14 protein-coding genes are annotated in these 20,231 nt (G+C 58.2%); 5 read left to right on the plus strand and 9 right to left on the minus strand.

Translation table 11 applies throughout. From position 1 onward, the window contains the following. Nucleotides 1-20 precede the first annotated feature (20 nt). The 3 genes from IGS16_RS11085 to IGS16_RS11095 form a co-directional block, all read right to left on the minus strand. The gene (locus IGS16_RS11085) at nucleotides 21-5,723 is read right to left on the minus strand and encodes a PAS domain S-box protein (RefSeq protein ID WP_297085415.1); all 5,703 of its coding nucleotides are present in this window, start codon (nucleotides 5,721-5,723) and stop codon (nucleotides 21-23) included. Between the two features lie 410 nt (nucleotides 5,724-6,133). Then, nucleotides 6,134-6,745, minus strand: a complete 612-nt coding sequence (locus IGS16_RS11090) for a chorismate lyase (RefSeq protein WP_297085417.1) — start codon at nucleotides 6,743-6,745, stop codon at nucleotides 6,134-6,136. 360 nt (nucleotides 6,746-7,105) lie between these two features. Continuing rightward, entirely contained in the window at nucleotides 7,106-8,695 is a 1,590-nt protein-coding gene (locus IGS16_RS11095) for a gamma-glutamyltransferase family protein (protein WP_297085419.1), read from the minus strand. Nucleotides 8,696-8,963: 268 nt separating this feature from the next. On the opposite strand from IGS16_RS11095, the gene IGS16_RS11100 reads away from it, so the two are divergent. From IGS16_RS11100 to IGS16_RS11115, 4 genes are all read left to right on the plus strand, one after another. Further along, nucleotides 8,964-9,674: a precorrin-2 C(20)-methyltransferase gene (locus IGS16_RS11100; RefSeq protein WP_297085421.1), complete on the plus strand. Its 711-nt coding sequence runs from the start codon at nucleotides 8,964-8,966 to the stop codon at nucleotides 9,672-9,674. A 64-nt stretch (nucleotides 9,675-9,738) separates the two neighbouring features. Further along, nucleotides 9,739-10,995: a hypothetical protein gene (locus IGS16_RS11105; RefSeq protein WP_297085423.1), complete on the plus strand. Its 1,257-nt coding sequence runs from the start codon at nucleotides 9,739-9,741 to the stop codon at nucleotides 10,993-10,995. Between the two features lie 15 nt (nucleotides 10,996-11,010). Continuing rightward, a complete protein-coding gene (locus tag IGS16_RS11110; RefSeq protein ID WP_297085425.1) occupies nucleotides 11,011-12,063 on the plus strand; it encodes a bifunctional heptose 7-phosphate kinase/heptose 1-phosphate adenyltransferase in 1,053 nt (350 codons plus the stop codon). Nucleotides 12,064-12,301: 238 nt separating this feature from the next. Then, the gene (locus tag IGS16_RS11115) at nucleotides 12,302-12,889 is read left to right on the plus strand and encodes a YdcF family protein (protein WP_297085427.1); all 588 of its coding nucleotides are present in this window, start codon (nucleotides 12,302-12,304) and stop codon (nucleotides 12,887-12,889) included. A 33-nt stretch (nucleotides 12,890-12,922) separates the two neighbouring features. Here the strand turns inward: IGS16_RS11115 and IGS16_RS11120 are convergent, their stop codons facing one another. From IGS16_RS11120 to rpaB, 6 genes are all read right to left on the minus strand, one after another. After that, the gene (locus IGS16_RS11120; protein WP_297085428.1) at nucleotides 12,923-13,216 is read right to left on the minus strand and encodes a DUF2288 domain-containing protein; all 294 of its coding nucleotides are present in this window, start codon (nucleotides 13,214-13,216) and stop codon (nucleotides 12,923-12,925) included. A 329-nt stretch (nucleotides 13,217-13,545) separates the two neighbouring features. After that, the gene (locus tag IGS16_RS11125; protein ID WP_297085430.1) at nucleotides 13,546-14,178 is read right to left on the minus strand and encodes a 1-acyl-sn-glycerol-3-phosphate acyltransferase; all 633 of its coding nucleotides are present in this window, start codon (nucleotides 14,176-14,178) and stop codon (nucleotides 13,546-13,548) included. A gap of 45 nt (nucleotides 14,179-14,223) precedes the next feature. Then, nucleotides 14,224-15,114: an ACP S-malonyltransferase gene (gene fabD / locus IGS16_RS11130; protein ID WP_297085432.1), complete on the minus strand. Its 891-nt coding sequence runs from the start codon at nucleotides 15,112-15,114 to the stop codon at nucleotides 14,224-14,226. Nucleotides 15,115-15,151: 37 nt separating this feature from the next. Continuing rightward, nucleotides 15,152-16,165, minus strand: coding sequence for a beta-ketoacyl-ACP synthase III (locus IGS16_RS11135; RefSeq protein WP_297085434.1), 1,014 nt, complete (start codon nucleotides 16,163-16,165; stop codon nucleotides 15,152-15,154). Next, nucleotides 16,165-17,238 carry a phosphate acyltransferase PlsX gene (plsX, locus tag IGS16_RS11140; RefSeq protein WP_297085436.1) on the minus strand — a complete coding sequence of 358 codons (1,074 nt, stop codon included), beginning with the start codon at nucleotides 17,236-17,238 and terminating at the stop codon, nucleotides 16,165-16,167. The genes IGS16_RS11135 and plsX overlap by 1 nt, the downstream gene beginning before the upstream one ends. 199 nt (nucleotides 17,239-17,437) lie before the next feature. Then, nucleotides 17,438-18,169: a response regulator transcription factor RpaB gene (gene rpaB / locus IGS16_RS11145; RefSeq protein WP_197673308.1), complete on the minus strand. Its 732-nt coding sequence runs from the start codon at nucleotides 18,167-18,169 to the stop codon at nucleotides 17,438-17,440. Nucleotides 18,170-18,677: 508 nt separating this feature from the next. On the opposite strand from rpaB, the gene radA reads away from it, so the two are divergent. Then, nucleotides 18,678-20,192 (plus strand): DNA repair protein RadA, encoded by a 1,515-nt coding sequence (gene radA, locus IGS16_RS11150; protein ID WP_297085438.1) that lies wholly within the window; start codon nucleotides 18,678-18,680, stop codon nucleotides 20,190-20,192. The last annotated feature ends 39 nt before the right edge of the window (nucleotides 20,193-20,231 follow it).

A 20,231-nucleotide genomic window follows, 5' to 3' on the forward strand; every position in this document is an offset into this window, starting at 1 on the left:
CCTTGCCGACCAAATGCCCTTTAGCTTGGTCGATTGGGTGACTGAAAGAACCGCTGAAGATTGCTGCGGGGCTGGTTCTTTTGCAAAAACTGGGTTGCCGCGGCAGCCTCTAGCGGGCGACTGAAGAGATTGCCCTGCATTTCCTCGCACTGGAGCGATCGCAGCTTGGCAAGCTGGTCTACTGTTTCCACGCCTTCAGCGACGACGTTCAAGTTCAGCCCCTGGCCCAGGGCCACAATCGCCGCCACAATTGCCGCATCGTCTGGGTTGGCCGTCACATCTTTAACGAAGGATCGGTCAATTTTCAGCGTGTTGAGCGGAAATTGCTTCAGATAGCCCAGCGACGAGTAGCCTGTGCCAAAGTCGTCCATTGCAATCCGCACGCCCATATCCTGTAGCTCGTGCAGCAGTGTGGTGGTGAACTCCACATTCTGCATCGCAGCCGTCTCGGTAATCTCTAGCTCCAGACCGGTTGGCGGCAATCCCGTTTCTTCCAGGATGCTGGCGATCGCACTCACCAAGTTGGGCTGCTGAAACTGCCGCGCCGATAGATTTACCGCCACCCGCAGCGGGCCGAGGCCGGCTTCCTGCCACTGCTTGTTTTGCAGACAGGCTGTGCGGAGAACCCAAAACCCGATGGGAACGATCAGCCCATTTTCTTCTGCCAAACCAATAAAGGTCTGGGGTGAAATTAGCCCAAGTTTGGGATGAGTCCAGCGCAGCAGCGCCTCCATCTGAATGATTTCGCCCGTAAAGACATTGACTTGGGGCTGATAGTGGAGGGTAAATTCCTGCCGTTCTAGCGCGTAGTGCAGGCTGCTGTCGAGGGCGAGGCGCTCTGTAGACTGGCTGGTAATCGCGGGCGTATAGAACTGATGATTATCGCGTCCGTGCCCTTTGGCCACGTAGAGCGCGGCATCGGCATTTTTCAGCAGGGTTTGGGCATCGGTTCCGTGCTCTGGAAACAGGGCAATGCCCATGCTGCATGTGATATGTAGCTCGTGGTTATCGACGTAGAAGGGGGGGCGCAGGTTCTCCGAGATGCGTTCAGCAATCCGACTGGCATCCTGGGGTGACTTCAGATTGGGCAGCAGCAGGGTAAATTCGTCGCCGCCCCAGCGGGCGATGGTGTCTTCTTCGCGCAGGCAGTAGGTGAGGCGCTGTGTGGCTTGTTCCAGCAGGCAATCGCCCACGGCATGGCCCAGCGTGTCGTTGATGGTCTTGAACCGATCCAGATCTAGAAAAACGACGGCAAACGGCTCCTGTCCACGGCGGGAACGGGCCAGCATGAGATACAGATGGCGGTTGAACATCATCCGGTTGGGCAGACCCGTCAGCGCGTCATGAAAGGCCTGGTAGCGCATTTTCTCTTCAGTACGCTGACGCTTGATCGCGCCCCCCAAACTGGCGGCGATCGCCCGCAGGCTCGATTCGTCGCTTGCAGACCATTGCCGCTCAGCACGACAGTCGTCTAGCCCGATATACCCCCAAAGCTCATCTTCGATAAAAATCGGCACCATCAGCGAAGACAGAACGCGAATCGCTGCTAGCACATTCTGCTCTAACTTGGGAAACTCTCGCGCGATTCCCCCCACAGACTTGCCCAGCAGAAACTGCTTATACCAGCGGTCTAGCCCGTGGGCGGCGTAGGGCTGATTTTGCCAGTCGGCCAGGCAAGGGGGTGTGCCTTCGTGAACCCATTCATAGCGGACGCTCATGGCCATTTCACCCGTCTCTATGTGGGGATGATTTTCGGCAATAAACACCCGATCAACCCGGGCCATCGTGCCCAGAATGGCGATCGCTTGGGAGATGGCCGTCGATAAATCCTCATGGGTGAGCAGGCAGTTCGCAGCCTGGGCAACCCCCTGCAACAGATTGTCGCGGTTCAGCAGTTCCAGTTCTGCCCGCTTGCGTCGGGTGATATTTTCCACAGTTCCTTCAAACCGAATCAGGTTTCCCGCCGCATCGTAGAGCGCTCGCGCCGATTCCGAAATCCAGATAATACTGCCATCCTTTCGATAGACCTCCAACTCGAACCCTTGAACCGTGCCCTCCGTTTGCATCAGCCGCACAAACTCTGCCCGACGCTGCGGATCTACATAGAGTTGCTGCTCGATATTGGTCAAATTCGCCATCAGGTCGGCGGGCGACTCGTAGCCATACAGCCTTGCCAGCATCGGGTTGACCATCAGATATTGCCCATCGGGCGTGCTTTGAAAAATCCCCTCCACCGCGTTTTCAAAAATGCCCCGATATTTGGCTTCGGCGGCTTGCAGGGCCGCATCTGCCCGCGCCTGCTCGATGGCGATGCCCGCTAGCGGCGCAGCAATTTCCAGAAGTGACCAGTCTGCGGCGGTTGGAGTACGTGGTGTCCCGCTGTGGATCGCGATGCTGCCCAAGACGCTGCCCTGGGAGGAGAGAATAGGCAGCGACCAGCAGGACACCAGCCCAAACGAACGAGCAAAGTCTCGATAGTCTTCCCAGAGGGGGTCTTGGTGGAGGTCAGGGGTAATCACGGGCGATCGCCGATACATGGCCGTGCCGCAAGACCCCGCACTGGGGCCGATTTCCGCCCCTTTAAGCTGTTCAACATAAGCATCGGGCAGGCTGTTGGTTACACCGCCTTCGATCCGTTGCCCTGCTGCATCCAGCAGCAAAATTGAGCCAATCAGCCCGTCCGCTTGAGATTCCATCACCTGGAGCAGTAGTTTCAGCGTTTCTGTCAGGTCAGCACCCGTCGCAATTTTTTCCAGAACCCGCTTTTGCCCTGCCAGCAGTTGTTCTGACTGTTTGCGCTCGGTGATGTCGCGGGAAACGGCAATGATTTCTTGAACCTGTTGCGTTGTCGGATCGTGTAGCGCTTTACTGCGCGTTTCAAACCAGACGTAGTGACCGTCAGCATGACGGACGCGATAGACCACCGGCCCGCTACTCACCAGCGGAGACTGGGGAAGATCTGTTTTGAGCAGACTCTCTCGGTCTTGGGGATGCAGCAGCTCCGCGAGCGATCGCCCTACTAAATCCTCTGGACGATAGCCCAGCAGCGCTTGGCAAGCTGGGGAAGCATAGCGATAGGTGCCATCGGGCGCATGGCCAGAAATCAGGTCGGTTGCATGTTCGGTCAGCAGCCGATAGCGAGACTCGCTCTGACGCAGGGCCGCCGCCGCCTGGGCCCGCTCCAAGGCCAGGGAAACGGCCGCCGCCGCCGCCCGCAGCAAATCTACCTCTGCCGCTGTCCAGGTTCGCGCCTCTACACAGTTTGAAAAGCCGATAAACCCAAAAAACTCGCCATTCACCAGCAGCGGCAACACCAGCAGCGACAGCACGCCCTGCGGCTCTAGCACGGTCCGCTCCGAGGCAGACAGTTCCGCGACAATGCCTGCGTAGGGTCGTCCTTCGGAGAGGATCTGTTCAAACTGGGTGGAATAGTCAAGATAGCGCAGCCCTTGCAGCAGTGGTCGGTCGATGTTGGGAGAGATTCCCTCGGCGCACCATTCATGCACATAGTGCATCCGCAAATTGCCGTCCGAGTCGCGGCTGTTTTCAAACACGTAGACCCGACTTGTGCCAGCAATCTGTCCTAAGCGCTGGGAGACGAGGGCATAAATTTCTGCTGGATTGTCCAGCAAGAGCAACTGCTGCTGCACGTCTACTAGCGTTGCAAGGTATTGTTCTCGCTGGGCCAAGGCTTCTTCGGCCTGCTTGCGCTCGGTGGTGTCATCGTAGGAGCCAAGAATGCCAATAATCTTGCCGTCGGCATCTCGAATGGGCACCTTGCTGGCATCCTGCCAGATCTCGCGACCGTCGGCCAGCACCTTTTTGCAAACCATGTGCAGTTTGGCCTGTCCAGTTGCCAGCACTTCGCGATCGCTCTTTACATAGCGCTCGGCCTGGTCGGCGGGCCAGAGGTCATGGTCAGATTTTCCCACCAAGTCTTCTGGACGCTCGAATCCGGCGGACTGGGCAAAGTTGCGGTTGCCGCCGCGATAGATGAGATTGCAGTCTTTCCAGAAAACGTGCTGGGGAATATTGTCGATAATCAGCCGCAGAAACGCCTCTTGTTCCCGCAGGGCCCGCTCAGTGCGCTTGCGCTGGGTAATATTTCGCACGCTGACAATGAAAATTGGGTCAGCGGCTTGGCAACCCACCGGGCTGTTTAACGAACAGGCAAACAGATTGCCCAGCCGGTTGTCCAAGATTTGATTGCTGCTCTGAAGCGATTCTGCACCGCAGTCAGCAATGCGAGCCTCAAAATGGCGCTCCTCGCCTTGCAGCAGCAGGCTGTATTCCAGGGTTTGCACGGTTCCGGTTTGCGCTGCCTGGGCGATCGCCCGCATCATCGACTGCGCGACCGCAGTGGGCAACAGTTCGTCAATCTGCCGACCTAGCTGATCGCTTGAAGGACACACCAAATCATCGTCTTGCTCGGTTTGAATATGCAGACAAGTGCCCTGTCGATCAACGATAAACAGCATTTCTGGCAGCGCCCTCAGCAGGTTGCGGTTAAGAGTTTCGCTCTGGCGCAGCGCATCTTCGGCCTGCTTGCGGCTGGTGATGTCTTCTACAATGGCAAAGGTAAATTGCAGCGCCCCTTGCTCATCGCGCACAGCACAGACCGTCAGGTTTGCCCAAAAGATGCTCCCGTCCTTGCGAATGTAGCGCTTTTCAATCTGGTAGTGATTGCGCTGCCCTTCGATCATGTCTTGTAGCAGGGCCAAGTCGATCTCCAAATCTTCTGGATGGCTGTAGTCCTTGAAGTTCAGGCTGTAGAACTCTTCTCGGCTATAGCCAAAGATCTGGGTCGAGGCCGCGTTGACATCAATAATGCGACCATCCAGCGCCGTCATGCCAATACTAATGTTGGCGTGTTCAAAAACGGCGCGAAATCGGGACTCATTTTGCCGCAGGGTTGCTTCCGTTTGGCGAAACTGGATTGCTGTACCTAGCTGAGCAGCGATCGCCCTCATCAGTTGTAAGACTTGAGAATCTTCGGCCCGTGCTTCTCGACTGGCAAACACCAGCACTGCCAACGGGCGATCGCTCTCCATCACAGGCACCGCCAGCGCCGATCGCCAGTTTGGAACTCCGTTTAGAGCGATGTTTTGAGGAATGTTTGGAGCCAAGTTTGGAGCCAGGTTTGGAGCTACGGCTGGATTGGGCTGCGTCGCAGGCACAGGCGATTCCTCTCGCGCCTCCGGAGGCTGCGTCGTCAGATCCACAACCCACTCCGCCTGCCGATGGTTCCGCGCCCGCTCCAGCAGCGCCACCCCTGCACATCCCAACAGGTCTGCGACTGGCAGATTTGTAACTGGCAGGTTTGTAACTGGCGCATCTACAGTCAGCGCATCTGGCTCTACCGAACCGTCCTGCACTGCCAGCGGACTGATCCAACTCGCCGCCCATCCCTGCTGTGCTAGAGGGTCTTGGGGAAACCAGCAGACTCCCAGCCCCCACTCGCCCGCTTCACAGACCTGCTGGAGAAAACAGCGCAAATGAGCAGCAAACTCTTCATGTCGAGTTTTCAGAATCCAGCTTTGTGGGTCAAACGAAGCCGCTAAGCGATGAAGCGCTTCTGTCCCTTTATCCAGTTTTGTAGTCGGCTCTGTAGGCGGCTCTATGGTCGGTTCTATTTCACCAAAGCTTTCAGTTTTCTGTCCTTCACCTACGCTACAGGAAACACCTGTCTCAGGAAGTAAGCGCCGCGACTGATCAGGCATCATCATGACAGATAAGGCTGGGATAAGAGACCCCTGTAAGGTGTTGCTGCATACACGGTGCAGATACAACGCAAAACCGTCCCCTCTATTATTTAAAGATGCGCTCAGTCACCCAGATTTGTATCGCTGAGCCAGAAAGGTTAAGGATCTATTTTTCTTTGTAGCCAGATTTTGTAGCCAGATTTTGTACCCAGAAACCTTCGCTAAAAGCGCCAGGATTATCTGCAAGCCTAACGGCACGAGCAATCCCTCCGCAACTGAAACATTGCGGAGAGAACAGTTCGATTGGCAATCCCTTCCGTTTTGCGGGGTGAAATTTTACTTGGCAGCCTTCTGATGGCGATCGCGCTTCTTCTAGTCCAAGCGGTGGCTTGGGAGACGCATTGGGATAGCCTTGCTACGCCGAGCCAGAGTTAAATATGACGTACCGGGCCCAGATATTGCCTGAGATAGGGCGAGAACACTTCGTAAATCAGCGTAATCGGGTGTCCGTGATGCCAGAAGAGATAGTGCCGCCCCCAAAACGGCCCCGCTTCGCCAAACGCCAGTTCCAAACTTGGCGAATGCCCATAGTAAATTCCCTGCACATCTCGGTATAGCTCGGTGCGGAGCCGCGTCAGGTTGACCCAGATCCCCAGCGAACGATTTTGCAGATATTCATCGACATGTTCAGCGTTCCACCAGGAAGTCGCATAGGCGAGGCGCTGCCCTGATGCTGTGCGGAGCCACACCTGTCGCCGCACCCGCGGCCCTGGCACTACGGAAAGTTGCTCCGGCGCGAAGTCATGATCCATGCCCACCAGCGACATATCAATTACGTCCACCTCGGTTGGTTCGCCCGTTAGCAATTGCAAGTGGCGGGTAGGGGAACCGTCTCCCAGCAGCAGCATTTGCCACGCCGGAGCCAGTTGGTGGTGGGGCAAGCCTTTTTGCACGACATCTTCTCCACCTTGCCAGAGCGGATTTAAGGCGTGCCAGGCGGTGGGCAGGGTTGGGCGTTGGGAAGGCTTGATGGCTGGAGTCAAGGCGCGTTAAGGGTAGGAGTGGGGGAGGTACGGGCTAGGAAAGCTGAACAACGACCGGCCGGCTAGCTGCCAAATAGTTAGCACTGCTGTCAACCCGTGACGATGGCGCTGGCTCCAGTGCAGTTGCCTCCTGAGACAATCGCCAGTGGCTGCCCAAGCGCAGTCGTTTACAAAACTTTAAGCTTGTACTTGCATCATAACGTGAATTGCAGAGGCGATGGACAGACGGAAATGCCCCAACCCTTTTCGTTCTTCGCTCTTCGTTCTTCGCTCTTCGTTCTTCGTTCTTCGCTCTTCGCTCTTCGCTCTTCGTTCTTCGCTCTTCGCTCTTCGTTCTTCGTTTTTTCTTCTCCCTTCTTCCTAAAGGGCGATCGCCAATCCATCTGCCCTGGGTTCCGAAGCGGCAATCAGGGTGCTGCCGTGCTTTAGAATGATTTGCCCTTTACCAAACAGGCTGACTTCGGCGCTGAGCTGGATGGCGTGATGGCGATCGCCCAACGCTCGTACCACAGAAGGCGGCACGGCCTGTTCCAGCAGCACTTGGTTGTCCCGCAGAAACCGCCAGCGGGGAGCATCTAGCGCCGCTTGGGGGTTCATGCCGTAGTCGGTCAAGTTCACCACCACCTGCACATGGCCTTGGGGCTGCATGGGTGCGCCCATTACGCCGAAGGGGCCGAGCGGCTGTCCGTTGCGGGTCAAAAAGCCAGGGATAATCGTGTGAAACGGGCGCTTGCTGGGGGCATAGTCGTTGGGGTGTCCGGGTTCCAGCGTGAAGCCCGCGCCGCGATTATGCAGGGCGATGCCCGTATCGGGGATTAGGATGCCGCTGCCAAAGCCTTCGTAGTTGGACTGGATAAAGGACACCATCAGGTCGGGTTCGGCGGCGACGAGGAACACCGTGCCGCCTTTGGGGATGCCGGGTTTTGCCAGGGGCAGGGCGGTGTTGGATATCAGGGAACGGCGATCGCCCGCGTAGTCTTTGTCCAGCAGCCGCGCTGGGTCAAATTCCAGACTGCGCGGATCGGCGACATAGCGATAGGCATCGGCAAAGGCCAGCTTCATGGCCTCGATTTGCCAATGGAAACTGTCAGCCGAATCGCGGGGATAGCGCCCCAAATCAACGCCTTCCAGGATGTTGAGCGCCATCAGCGCGGCGATGCCCTGGCCATTGGGCGGCAGTTCCCACACCGTCAGGTCGCGGTAGGTCGTCGAAATCGGCGCAACCCAGTCGGCGGTATGACTTTCCAGATCTGCCAGCGTCAAAAATCCGCCCGTGCTGGCAGCAAAGCGGGTGAGGTTCTGGGCCAACTCGCCGGTGTAAAATGCCTCGCCGCCGGATTGGGCGATCGCCCGCAGGGTTCTGGCATGGCCCTCGCTGCGCCAGATTTCGCCTGCCCTAGGAGCGCGATCGCCCGCAAAAAACACTCGCTTAAACGGTTCAAACTCCTTCCCTTGTAGCGGCAAAAACACCCGCTCTGCCCGTTGCCATGCCCGCGCTGTCTCTGGCGACACCGGAAAGCCCTGCTCCGCATATCGAATCGCGGGTTCAAACAATTGCTCGAAGGGGAGCTTGCCCCACCGCTGCCAGAGCGATCGCCAGCCCGACACCGCCCCCGGCACCGTCACCGCCCGCCAGTCGCACGGTGGCACTGTCGCCAAGTCGCCAAAGTCTTCCCGCGCCAGCCCTTGGGGACTCCGCCCCGACGCATTCAGCCCGTGCAGTTGCCCGTCCCACACCATCGCAAACGCATCCGACCCGATGCCGTTGGAGGTGGGTTCTACAACCGTCAGGGCGATCGCCATCGCCAGCGCCGCATCCACCGCATTTCCCCCCGCCCAGATCATCTCCGCCCCCGCCATCGTGGCTAGCGGCTGACTCGTCGCCATCGCGCATCGCTGCCCCAGAATGACGCGACGACTGGAGGGATAGGGATAGTGGGTAAGGGTCATATAAGAGCCTAAACGAGAGCCTAAACGTAGGAAGGAGAGTTATCAGGTTAATAGCCTGATCAGGCAGAGAGCCGTCAGATAGTAGTAATACCGCATTTTCTTGCATCGTAAAGAACTCACTGCCCCAACGAGAAGGCGTTTTCCTGACCATCCCACCAGTTCCAAAAACGCTGTAGGGTAATGGAGCGCCCCAAAAAGACCCCTCTCTTCCCTCTTCGTTCTTCCCTCTTTGTTCTTCCCTCTTCGTTCTTCCCTCTCCCCCCTTCCCATGACAGGCACGCTCTACGGCGTGGGCGCTGGCCCCGGCGACCCAGAACTCATTTCTGTGAAAGGACTGCGGCTGTTGCAGTCGTCGCCTGTGGTGGCGTTTCCGGCGGGGCTGGGGGGCAAGCAGGGCGTGGCGCAGCAGATTGTGGCACAGTGGCTTCGGCCAGACCAGGTGCAATTGGCGCTGGGCTTTCCCTATGTGCAGGACGAGGCGACCCTGAGGCAAGCCTGGGAAAACGCCGCCGCACAGGTCTGGAACTATTTGCAGCGGGGCGACGACGTGGTGTTTGTGTCGGAAGGGGATGTCAGCTTTTACAGCACCTTTACCTATTTGGCGCAGACCGTGATGCAGCAACATCCCGAAGCGCAAGTAGAGACGATTCCTGGCATCTGCTCTCCAATGGCGGCGGCGGCGGCGCTGGGTCTGCCGCTGACCGTGCGAGCCGAGCGGCTGGTGGTGCTGCCCGCTTTATACACGGTTGCAGATTTGGAAACGGCGCTGGATACGGCGGATGTATTGGTTTTAATGAAAGTGAGTTCAGTGTACGAACAAGTCTGGCCTGTGCTGGAGCGGCGCGGTCTGCTTCAGCACAGTTACGTGGTCGAGCGGGCCAGCCAGCCGACGCAAGTGATCCATGCCGACTTGCGCGATCGCCCTTCCCTAAAGCTGCCCTATTTTTCGCTGCTGTTGGTGAAGTGTGGCAGAGATTAGCGATTGCCGACCCCCGCTCCGACCTCCCTACGCTAAAATTTCAGAGGCTTTCGACGAAGCGCGTATGACCTATTACTCTGCTGAACCCTATCCCGAAAATTGGCTACAGCGGTGGTCGCAGGAGCCACTGTTCTGGGCGGCGCTGGCTTCAGTCGGGGCGCATCTGTTGCTGTGGGCGTTTTTGCCGTTTTTGCCAGGGCAAAAGCTGCCGACCGAGCGGCAAGTGCAGCGTCCTGTGTCGCTGGTGCAACTGACACCGGAGGAACTGAGCCGCGTTCCCAGCTTTGCCCAGCCAAATTTGGAATTGCCCACCTTCTCGAATCCGTCTACGACGCTGCCCCAGCCCGCTCCGGGGTCGTCCTTTAGCCTGTCGCCGCTGCCGGGGCAAACGGGGCGATCGCCCTCTGCCCTGCCGCCCTTTTTCGTGCCGCCTGCGCCGCCCCTGCCGCCGCTGTCGTCCTTGAGTCCTCGCTACAGCGCTACCAGTCGCCCCCGGACGACGCTGCCGCCCCGCTCGACCTTTACGCTGCCCCCTTCGTCCGCGCCGTCGTCGATTCCGTCGATTGTGCCCTCGCCGTCTCCGTCCATTCCATCGCTAGACCCAGAGTTTTCCACCGATGGGCCCTCGCTGCGGCTGCCCGCTGGCTCCCAAAACAATTCGCCTCTGTTCCCCACGCTGCCGTCGGTAATTGCCAGCCCCTCGCCTGCGCCGTCGATTGCGGCCTCGCCCAGCCCGACAGCCTCGCCCAGCCCTGCGGCTTCGCCGACGGTCGAGACCTCCCCAGCGCCCAGTCCGGCGGCTTCTCCGGCGGCTCCCAGTTCTCCAGCGGCTTCGCCAACCCCGACCGCGCCTGCCCTGTCGCCTGCTCAGCAGCTCGCAGCCCTCCAGCGCGATCGCCCAGAACTGTTTGCCTACAATCCTCAGGGGACGAAGCCCGATGAGGCGAATCTAGCCTACATTGCCTGGTTTGATCAGCTTGGTGTGGAAATTCCCGATCCCGACGCGGTGCGTCCCCGCGAGATTGCGGTCGAACTGCCGCTGAATGCCTGCCTGCTTCAGCTAGAGCTAGATGAAGACAAAGTGCCATCGGCAGTGGTTGGTGTGGTGGTAGATGCCGAAGGCAAACAGGTGCAACCGCCGACGCTGCTGCGGAGTTCTGGCTATGGCATCTTGAACGCCGATGCAATCGCCGTCGTGCGGACTCGCCAAATTGAAAACACCACGGGCGAAACTCGTCCCTATCTGTTTGAAGTGAAATACTCGCAGGAGAATGAGCGCTGCCCCGATCTGCCTGCGCCCACTCCGTCGCCTGCCAGCTAGAAGGGAGGCAAGTGCATGGTAGAGGCAGCGTTTTTGGAACACCTGCGGGCGATCGCCCCCCGGCTGAACGCGCTGATGGATCGGTTTACCGAGGCGCGGGTGCTGGTGGTAGGCGACCTGACGCTAGACGAGTTTCTGACGGGGCAGGTGGAGCGACTGTCGCGGGAGGCTCCGGTGCTGATCCTGCGGCATGAGGAAACGCGACAGATTCCAGGCGGCGGCGCAAATGCAGTCTATAACTTGGCGAAGCTGGGGGCCCAGGTCAAGTCGGTGGGGCTGGTGGGCAAGGACGAGCAAGGCGCGGTGCTGCGGCGCATTTTTGAGGCGGCAGGCATCGACACAGGCGGTATTTTGCTGGATGGCGATCGCCCTACTGTCACCAAAACGCGCATTTCGGGCCATGCCCGTCAGTCCGTGACGCAGCAGATCGTGCGGGTCGATCGCAAGTCCGACGCGCCCGCCGACCCAGACTTGCAGTTGGCACTGGCGGACTATATTCGGCAGCACCTGAATACGGTAGATGCGGTGGTTTGTTCGGACTATGGCGATGGCGTGCTGAGTGCCCCGGTGATCGAAGCAGCCTTGCAGCACTCGCTAACAGTGGTAGACACCCAAATCGACCTGCACCGCTTTGCTGGAGCTACGGTTTTCACGCCCAACCTGCCGGAAGCAGAAAAAGCCGTAGGCTATGGGATTACAGGGGGCGATTTGCGAAGCGCTCCCTCCAGCAATCGCCTTGCCCAAGCGGGAGCCGATCTGTTGCGTCTGACCCGTGCCCAGCACATGCTAATCACTCGCGGCGAGGAGGGCATGAGCCTATTTAGCCAGGACGGTTCCCAGCACCATGTTCCTGCGTTTAACCGGACAGATGTGTTCGACGTGACGGGCGCGGGGGATACGGTGGTGGCGGCGCTGACGCTGGGGCTAATCGTCGGCGCAACGCCCGTAGAAGCGGCAATCCTGGGCAACCTGGCCGCCAGCATTGTCGTCCGTCAATTTGGTACAGCTACGACCAGTGTGGCGGAAATGAAAGCTGCCCTCCGGAGCCTGGTGGAAGCCAGCAAGTAACCCGCCAAGAATCGAAAGATTTCTGTAGCCTGTTGGGATCTGCCCTCAAGTGATGCGATAGAGTGTAAGCACTTGAGTTGCCGTCTGCGGAGTCACCGTCTGCGGAGGGACAATCGCACCCATGAAGTGCGATGAGGCAAATTCTCGTGCCCATTGGGATTGCGGAAAAAGGTTTAGCTGGTTACCTTTTAAGGGTTCTCTCAAGTAAGATTGCTTCGGATTCGCATTACGCTGCGCCATGTCTTCTATCTTTCCTACCACTCGTCGTCGCCAGCGGCAATTTGGGCTTGCCAAACTGCTGGGTGTTGCCCTCGTACTGGGGCTCGGCTATCTTGCGCTCAGGGAGGTCAGGGCTTTGCTGCGAGAGCCAGAGGCGGTGCTGGTGTTGGGTGGGTCAACGGCGCGAGAACAGTTTGCGGCAGAGTTTGCTCAAAAGCACCCCGATTTGCCCGTTTGGATTTCGTCGGGCAGCAATCCAGAATATGCGGAATGGGTGTTTAAGGAAGCCGGAATCGAGCGCGATCGCCTCCGGTTGGACTATCGAGCAGTCGATACCCTCACCAACTTCACAACGCTGGTGGATGAGTTTGAATCCCAGGGCATCAGCAGCATTTACCTAATCACGTCTGACTACCACATGCGCCGCGCCTGGGTGATTGGCAAAATTGTCTTGGGCAGCCGGGGTATCGAGTTTAAGCCAGTGGAAGTGCCTTCAACGCAGCCTGCCGAAACGACTGACAAGGTGGTGCGCGATGCCGCCAGAGCTATTCTGTGGGTGACGACGGGGCACACAGGGGCAACCCTGGGCCGCTATTTTCGAGACTAGCTTTCCCCACTAGCTTAGCCTTGCTCTCAACGGCTACGTCGCCATGTCCTGCACTAGCACGTAGGGCTGCAAGATCAGCGCGTTAAACCGCTTGTTGCGGCTGCTACTCCAGGATTTGATTTGCTCAGGGCTGGGCTTTTGGATTAGCCCTTCGTCAATCCACCGCTGCACTAGTGTGGTGTGATCCGAGGCGATCGCCACGCCCACATCCAGCAAGTCTAGACCCGCGCCCACCAGCACCAGCGCATTTCGCTCCGCATGGGGCATGAGCCAGTCCCACTCTGCCTCGCCCATCGTGCCCGCCAGTTCTGCCCGCAAATCCTGCATTCCGACAACCCTCGCTACTCAACATGGTTGGTCTAGTTCTATAGACCGCAGTTCGATAAGATTCCCCTAAAATCAGGCGGTTCCCTTACAAAAACTCTATAGACCTTACCGAGATCTGCCGCAAAGTACAAATCATGTCACGTTCGTCGCGCAACATCCCGCAATACAAGGCCACTACACCCTAAAACTGACGTGGACGCAGAGGCGCAAACCCGCAGCCGCAAGCCAGAAGCCGTTAGGTATTTTAAGCCTTAATTCCTAGCCCTTAATTCCCAGCCCTGACTAATTTTTAGTCCAGTCTAGGTTTATTTATAATTCTTAACATAAATTTACCGCCCTAGGTCATGCATCGCATGAATTGTGTCTACACAGTGCTGCGTGACCCGCTCTAGGGCAGAGCGATCGCCCGCGGGCGGCTGAATGGGCTGTCCTATTCGCACTGTAATGGGCACTGGGCGGGGAAATCGACTGCCCTTGGGGAGAATTGCTTCTGTACCCCAGAGGCTAACGGGCAGCAGGGGAGCCTGCACCTTGGACGCAATCATCGCCGCACCCAGTTTGGCTTCGGGAATACGGCCGTCGGGAGTGCGCGTGCCAGATAGGAAAATTCCCACCGACCAGCCCTGCTCAAGCTGATGCAGGGCCGCTCGAATGGCGCTGCGGTCCGCCGAACCCCGCTTCACCGGATAGGCTCCGTAGAGGGCGATCGCCTGCTTTAGCACGGGCACGCGAAACAGTTCTTCCTTGGCCATGTAGGAGACGGGCCGCCGCACACAGCACGACAGCAGCGGCGGGTCAAAGTCACTGGCATGGTTTGCCACCACAACCAGCGGCCCGCGTGGGGGCACGTTTTCTATGCCATACACCCGACCGCGAAAGTAAAACCGCAGCATCGGTGCCACCACCGACCACTTGAACAGGTGGTAGAGAGCGAGGCTGGCCAGGGGTTCGCGATCGCGCATTTCAGGATGGTTGGGATGGTTGGGATGACGGAGGGTTTAACGGCATCACGCGGCCACGCGCTCAATATCGGCGATCGCCCCCACGTTTTCCAGCGCTACGTCCGGGCAGGTGCGCTTGATGATGCCCGTCAGCACCTTACCAGGGCCCACTTCGATAACCCGCTCGATACCTGCCTGGGAAAGCTGGAGGGAGATTTCGCGCCAGCGGACGGAACCCGTCATCTGCCGATCGAGGCGGTCTTTTAGCACCGCAGCATCGGTGGCGGGCGTGGGGTCTACGTTCGACAAGACGGGGACTTGGGCCGTCTGAAACGCCACGCTATCCAGCACGGTGCGAAATTCTGCTGCTGCCTCTGCCATCAGGGGCGAGTGGAATGCGCCGCTGACGTTGAGCTTGACGGCCCGCTTGCACTTGACCCCAGACATGATGGCTTCGACAGCGCTCGGCGTTCCCGAAATCACCACCTGACCCTCGTTGTTGTCGTTTGCCAGCACGACATCCGGCGTTTGGGCGATCGCCGCTTCGAGCTGCGCCCGGTCAAACCCCAGCAGCGCCGCCATCATCCCTTCGGACGCGCTATCCATGAGCGCAGCCCGGCGCTTCACCAGCCGCAAGCCCGACTCAAACTCAAACACCTGCGCCGCGTACAGCGCCACATATTCACCCAAACTGTGACCCGCCACCAGCGAAGGTTGTAGCCCTTTTTCCCGCAGCAAATCTACCAGGATACTCTCAATTGTGTAGAGGCAGGGCTGGGTGTAGAGCGTTTTGGACACCTTGTCGTCTTCGCTCTGGCAAATCTCTGGCACCGACCAGCCCAAAATCTCCGCCGCCTGCTCAAACCGCTGCTGAGCGGCGGGCAGGTCAAACAGGCCAGCCCCCATGCCGATTGCCTGCGACCCTTGCCCAGGAAAGACCCACGCTGTCTTTGTCATATTTCAACGCCTAGTGATCAAAACTGTGATCAAATCTCTAATCGTCTAACCTTGCGCCCCAGCGAAACACCGCCGCGCCCCAGGTCAGTCCTGCGCCAAAGCCCGCTGTGGCGATAATGTCATCAGGCTTGATATCGCCCCGCCGCACGGCCTCATCTAGCGCCAGGGGAATAGACGCAGCGGAAGTGTTGCCGTAGCGGGCCATATTGCTGATGACCTTTTCGCTGGGAATGCCCAAACGCTCCGCAACGGCATCAAGGATTCGCTGGTTTGCCTGATGCATCACCAGCCAGTCAATCTGATCGACTGTCAGTTCAGCGCGAAATAGCGCCTTCTCGATGACTTCAGGAACCCGCTTGACGGCAAAACGGTACACCTCCTGACCGTTCATCGTGATGGGCTGAAATGTGCCCTGGGCGATCGCCACTCCGTCCACCAGTTCTCTATCCTGCCCCTGATAGGCCAGGTTCAGGCAGTGGTTCAGGGTGCCATCGCTGCGGAGTTCAAACCCCAACAGGCGATCGCGCTCACTCGCTTCCATCACCACCGCGCCCGCCCCATCGCCAAACAGAACACAAGTGCGGCGATCGCTCCAATCCACCCAGCGCGACAGCACATCTGCGCCAATGATCAGCGCCCTACGATACACGCCATTTTGGATGAACTGCGCCGCCGTCACCAGCCCAAACACAAAGCCCGAACAGGCCGCCGTCAGGTCAAAGGCTGTCGCCTGCGTTGCGCCCAAGTCGTGCTGAATCTGGCTAGCAGAGCCGAACAGATCATCGGGGGTAGAGGTCGCCAGCACGATCAGATCAATCTCTGAGGCAAACACCCCTGCCATATCCAGAGCATTCTGAGCCGCCTGAGTGGCGATCGCCCGCAGAGAGCCTGCCGCATCTGCCAGTCGCCGCTGCCGAATGCCTGTGCGAGAGGCTATCCATTCATCCGAAGTGTCCACCACTCGGCTCAGGGCTTCGTTATCGAGGTAGCGCTCCGGCACTGAAGAGCCGCTGCCCGTAATCGCCACCCCCGCTCCAACTCGTTGCGCCATTATTCAACACTCTCTGGTTGTTCACCGCCGTGCGACAGCGACGATTGCCCATCTGCGACTGCCAGTTCTGGCGATTCATACTGCGCCCGAATCCGGACCAAAACGCCATGATCGACCGCCTCCTTCGCCATCCGAATCGCATTGAAGATCGAAGGAGACTGAGAACTGCCGTGGCTGATAATGCAGATGCCCGCTACACCTAGCAGCAGTGCCCCCCCATGCTCAGCATGATCCATCCGCTGTTTAATGCGGCGCAGGTTCGGCTTGAGAATTGCAGTACCCAGCTTGCCGTTTAAACCCTGAGGCAATTCCTCGCGGACAATTTGCAGCATGACGCTGCCCACCGCCTCGGCAAACTTTAGCAGCACATTGCCCACAAAGCCGTCGCACACCACTACATCAAAATCGCCCGACAGCACATCGCGGCCTTCTGCGTTGCCAATAAAGGCAATGCGCGAATTTTCTTGCAGCATTTGATGGGCACGAACTGCCAGATCGTTGCCCTTAGAAGACTCTTCGCCAATATTTAGCAGTCCGACCTTGGGTTCTGGAATGCCGAGGACGTACTTGGAATAAACCGACCCCATCACGGCGAACTGTTCCAAAAACTTGGGCCGACAGTCCACATTTGCGCCCACGTCCAGAATCAGCACGGGCTTAGCCGTCATCGTTGGCAGCACCGCCCCAATCGCTGGCCGATCAATCCCCGGCAGCCGCCCTAGCCGCAGCAGCGCTGCCGCCATCGCCGCACCCGAATGCCCCGCAGACACCACCGCATCGGCCCTGCCTTGACGCACCAAATCCATCGCCACATTAATAGAAGCGTTGGGTTTGCGACGAATCGCCGTCAGCGGCTCCTCGTGCATTTCCACCATGTCTTCCGTTGGCACAATTTCCAAACCGGGAGGCACGCTATGGTGCTTGAGTGCTTCCTGAATCTGATCGGGCTTGCCGACCAGCAGAATATCTGCATCTAACTCTGCCTGGGCCCGCAGGGAACCCAAAACAATCTCCACCGGGGCAAAGTCCCCGCCCATTGCATCAACGGCAATCCGTGCTCGAGTTGAACCCATCGATCAACGTTATAGAAACCTCACAAATTTTATCAGATGGACTCTACCGGAAACCGGAGCAAGTCAGCGGAGTGCCCTGAATTCTTTGCCCTGAGTCTTCACACACCTGATCAGCGCATTAGGGTGCATTTAGGAGGTGCATTAGTTTCAGGTGCATTAGCTCAAAGATGCGAGAGACAGGCGCAACGGAGACGCAAGATTACTCCACTTCACCCGGCGGCACGATCCGCTGGAACAGGTAGCCCGTTCCGCGTGCCGTGAGGATGAGTTCGGGGTTGCTGGGGTCGTCTTCGAGCTTAGCCCGCAGTCGAGAAATGTGAACATCGACCACGCGGGTATCGACATGGCGCTCTGGCGTGTAGCCCCACACTTCTTGCAGGATTTCGGAGCGGGAGAAGGGTTCGCCCGATCGCCCAACGAGCAGCTCCAACAGGCTGAACTCCATGCCGGTCAGCCGAATCCGCTCGTCGCCCTTGTAGACTTGGCGCTTGTTGGTATCAATCCGAATCGTGTTGATTTGGATAACACCGGAACTGGGAATACCCGTCGTACCCGTTTTTTCTACCCGGCGCAGCACCGAGCGGATGCGGGCCTCTAGCTCCTTGGGCGAGAAGGGTTTGACCACGTAGTCGTCTGCACCCAGTTCTAGCCCGGTGATGCGGTCAGCAACGTCGCCCAGGGCCGTCAGCATAATGATCGGTACGTCGGACTCTTTGCGAAGCTCCTGGCAAACCCCGTAGCCGTCGAGCTTGGGCATCATGACATCCAGCACAACCAGATCTGGATCGGAATGGCGGAAGGTTTCTAGCGCTTCTTCGCCATCGGCGGCCGTGACAACATCGTAGCCAATCATGGAGAGACGAGTTTCGAGAATGCGTCGGATGCTGGCTTCGTCGTCAACGACCAGAATTTTTTCTTTGTGATTCTCCAATTTAGTCAACACTCCTTGAAGCGATTATTTTTGATAGTTAATTCTTCCCAGACTATCATTAACAATAGTAGCCTATGCGCCTATCTTGAGCGCGTGAGATTCCCAATCTCCCTACATTTCAGAGTTTTTTAACATTTCTTGCGAATTCTAAGATAGTAATAAATCTACGAAAGATTCTGCCTCGTTTTACATTAAGAAACATTAATCTCGAACGGTTTCAAATTGTCTTTGTGGAGTTGGGCTTATGTTGAAAATTGCCGCCTTGGAAGGAGGCCGTTAGGATGTCCCCCTTCCAGATTGAGCCGGGATGGAAACCATGCCCCCCTCAATCATGTCAAGAATGTTGAGATGGAGAACGGAACTTTGATTCTTTGGGACTGGCGATCGCCCTTTTGATGGAGGTGAAAGTCGGCGGAAGCAGGCGGACAATCCGTTTTCTTGGGTGTATTGATTGAGTAAATCACTGAATTCACTAAACTTTATTCTTGCGCTGCCCAGGTCTGCCGCTATGCCCAAGCCTCGAACAAGCTATGTCTGTAATGAGTGTGGCGCAGACTCGCCGCAATATTTTGGCAAATGTCCCTTTTGCGGAAGCTGGAATTCGCTGGTGGAGCAGACGGTTGCACCAGCCAGCAGCGCTAAAACTGCGATGGGAGCCGTGAGCCGATCGCCCAAACGGGCCAGCGCCAATTCCAAGGGCGAACCAAGGGCGATCGCCGCGCTTACCCTCCCCGAAATTTCCGACCATCCCCAGACCCGCATTGCCTCCGGCTACGGCGAACTGGATCGGGTGCTGGGCGGTGGCATTGTGCCTGGTTCCCTGGTGCTGGTGGGCGGCGATCCGGGTATCGGCAAATCTACCCTACTGCTGCAAGTGGCCAATCAGCTTGCGGCGCAGCACCGGGTTCTCTACGTTTGCGCCGAAGAGTCGGGGCAGCAGGTAAAGCTGCGGGCGCAACGGCTGGGCGTGGGGAGCGGGGTGAAAATAGGAGAAGAAAGAAAAGAGAAAACTCAAGACCCTGTCACCCTGTCGCTCCAGCAGTCCAACGCCTCAACATCCCACTCCCTTTATCTTTTGCCGGAAATCGACCTGGAGACGATTCTGTCTGAACTGGAGTCGCTGCGGCCGACGGTGGCGGTGATCGACAGTATCCAGGCGCTCTATTTTGCCACGCTCAATTCGGCTCCGGGGTCGGTGTCGCAGGTGAGAGAGTGTACGTCGGCGCTGATGCAACTGGCAAAGCGGGAGCATATCACGCTGTTCATCGTCGGGCACGTTACCAAGGAAGGGGCGATCGCCGGGCCGAAGGTGCTGGAGCATCTCGTAGACACGGTGCTGTATTTTGAGGGCGATCGCTTTGCCAGCCACCGCCTCTTGCGCTCGGTGAAAAACCGCTTTGGCGCAACGAATGAGCTGGGCGTGTTTGAAATGGTGGATCGCGGGCTGGAGGAAGTGCAAAATCCCTCGGCGCTGTTTTTGAGCGATCGCGATGCAGAAACCCCCGGCACGGCCACCATTGTCGCCTGTGAGGGCACGCGCCCGCTGGTGGTGGAGCTACAGGCGCTGGCCAGCCCGACGAGCTATCCGTCGCCGCGCCGCACCGCCACAGGCATTGAATACAACCGCCTGCTGCAAATTCTCGCCGTGCTAGAAAAGCGCGTGGGCATTCCTCTGTCGAAGCTAGATGCCTACGTTGCCTCCTCCGGCGGCATCAACGTGGCCGAACCGGCCGCCGACCTGGGTGTGGCGATCGCCGTGGCCGCCAGTTTCCGCGATCGCGTGGTTGACCCCGGCACGGTGCTGATTGGCGAAGTGGGGCTGGGCGGCCAGGTGCGCCCCGTCTCGCAGATGGAGCTACGGCTGAAGGAAGCGGCCAAGCTGGGCTTCAAACGGGCGATCGTGCCCGCCAGTCAGGCGGAGCATCCGGGACTGGGACTCGACATTATTCCCGTGGCGCGGGTGGTGGATGCGATCGCGGTCGCCCTGACCAGCGGCAGCAAAAACACCAAAGACGCAGGCTAACGCAGCCCCCTGCCAAACCCTAGACAAACCCAAACCCGA

Source organism: Thermoleptolyngbya sp. C42_A2020_037 (genome assembly GCF_015272455.1).
GTDB lineage: Bacteria > Cyanobacteriota > Cyanobacteriia > Elainellales > Elainellaceae > Thermoleptolyngbya.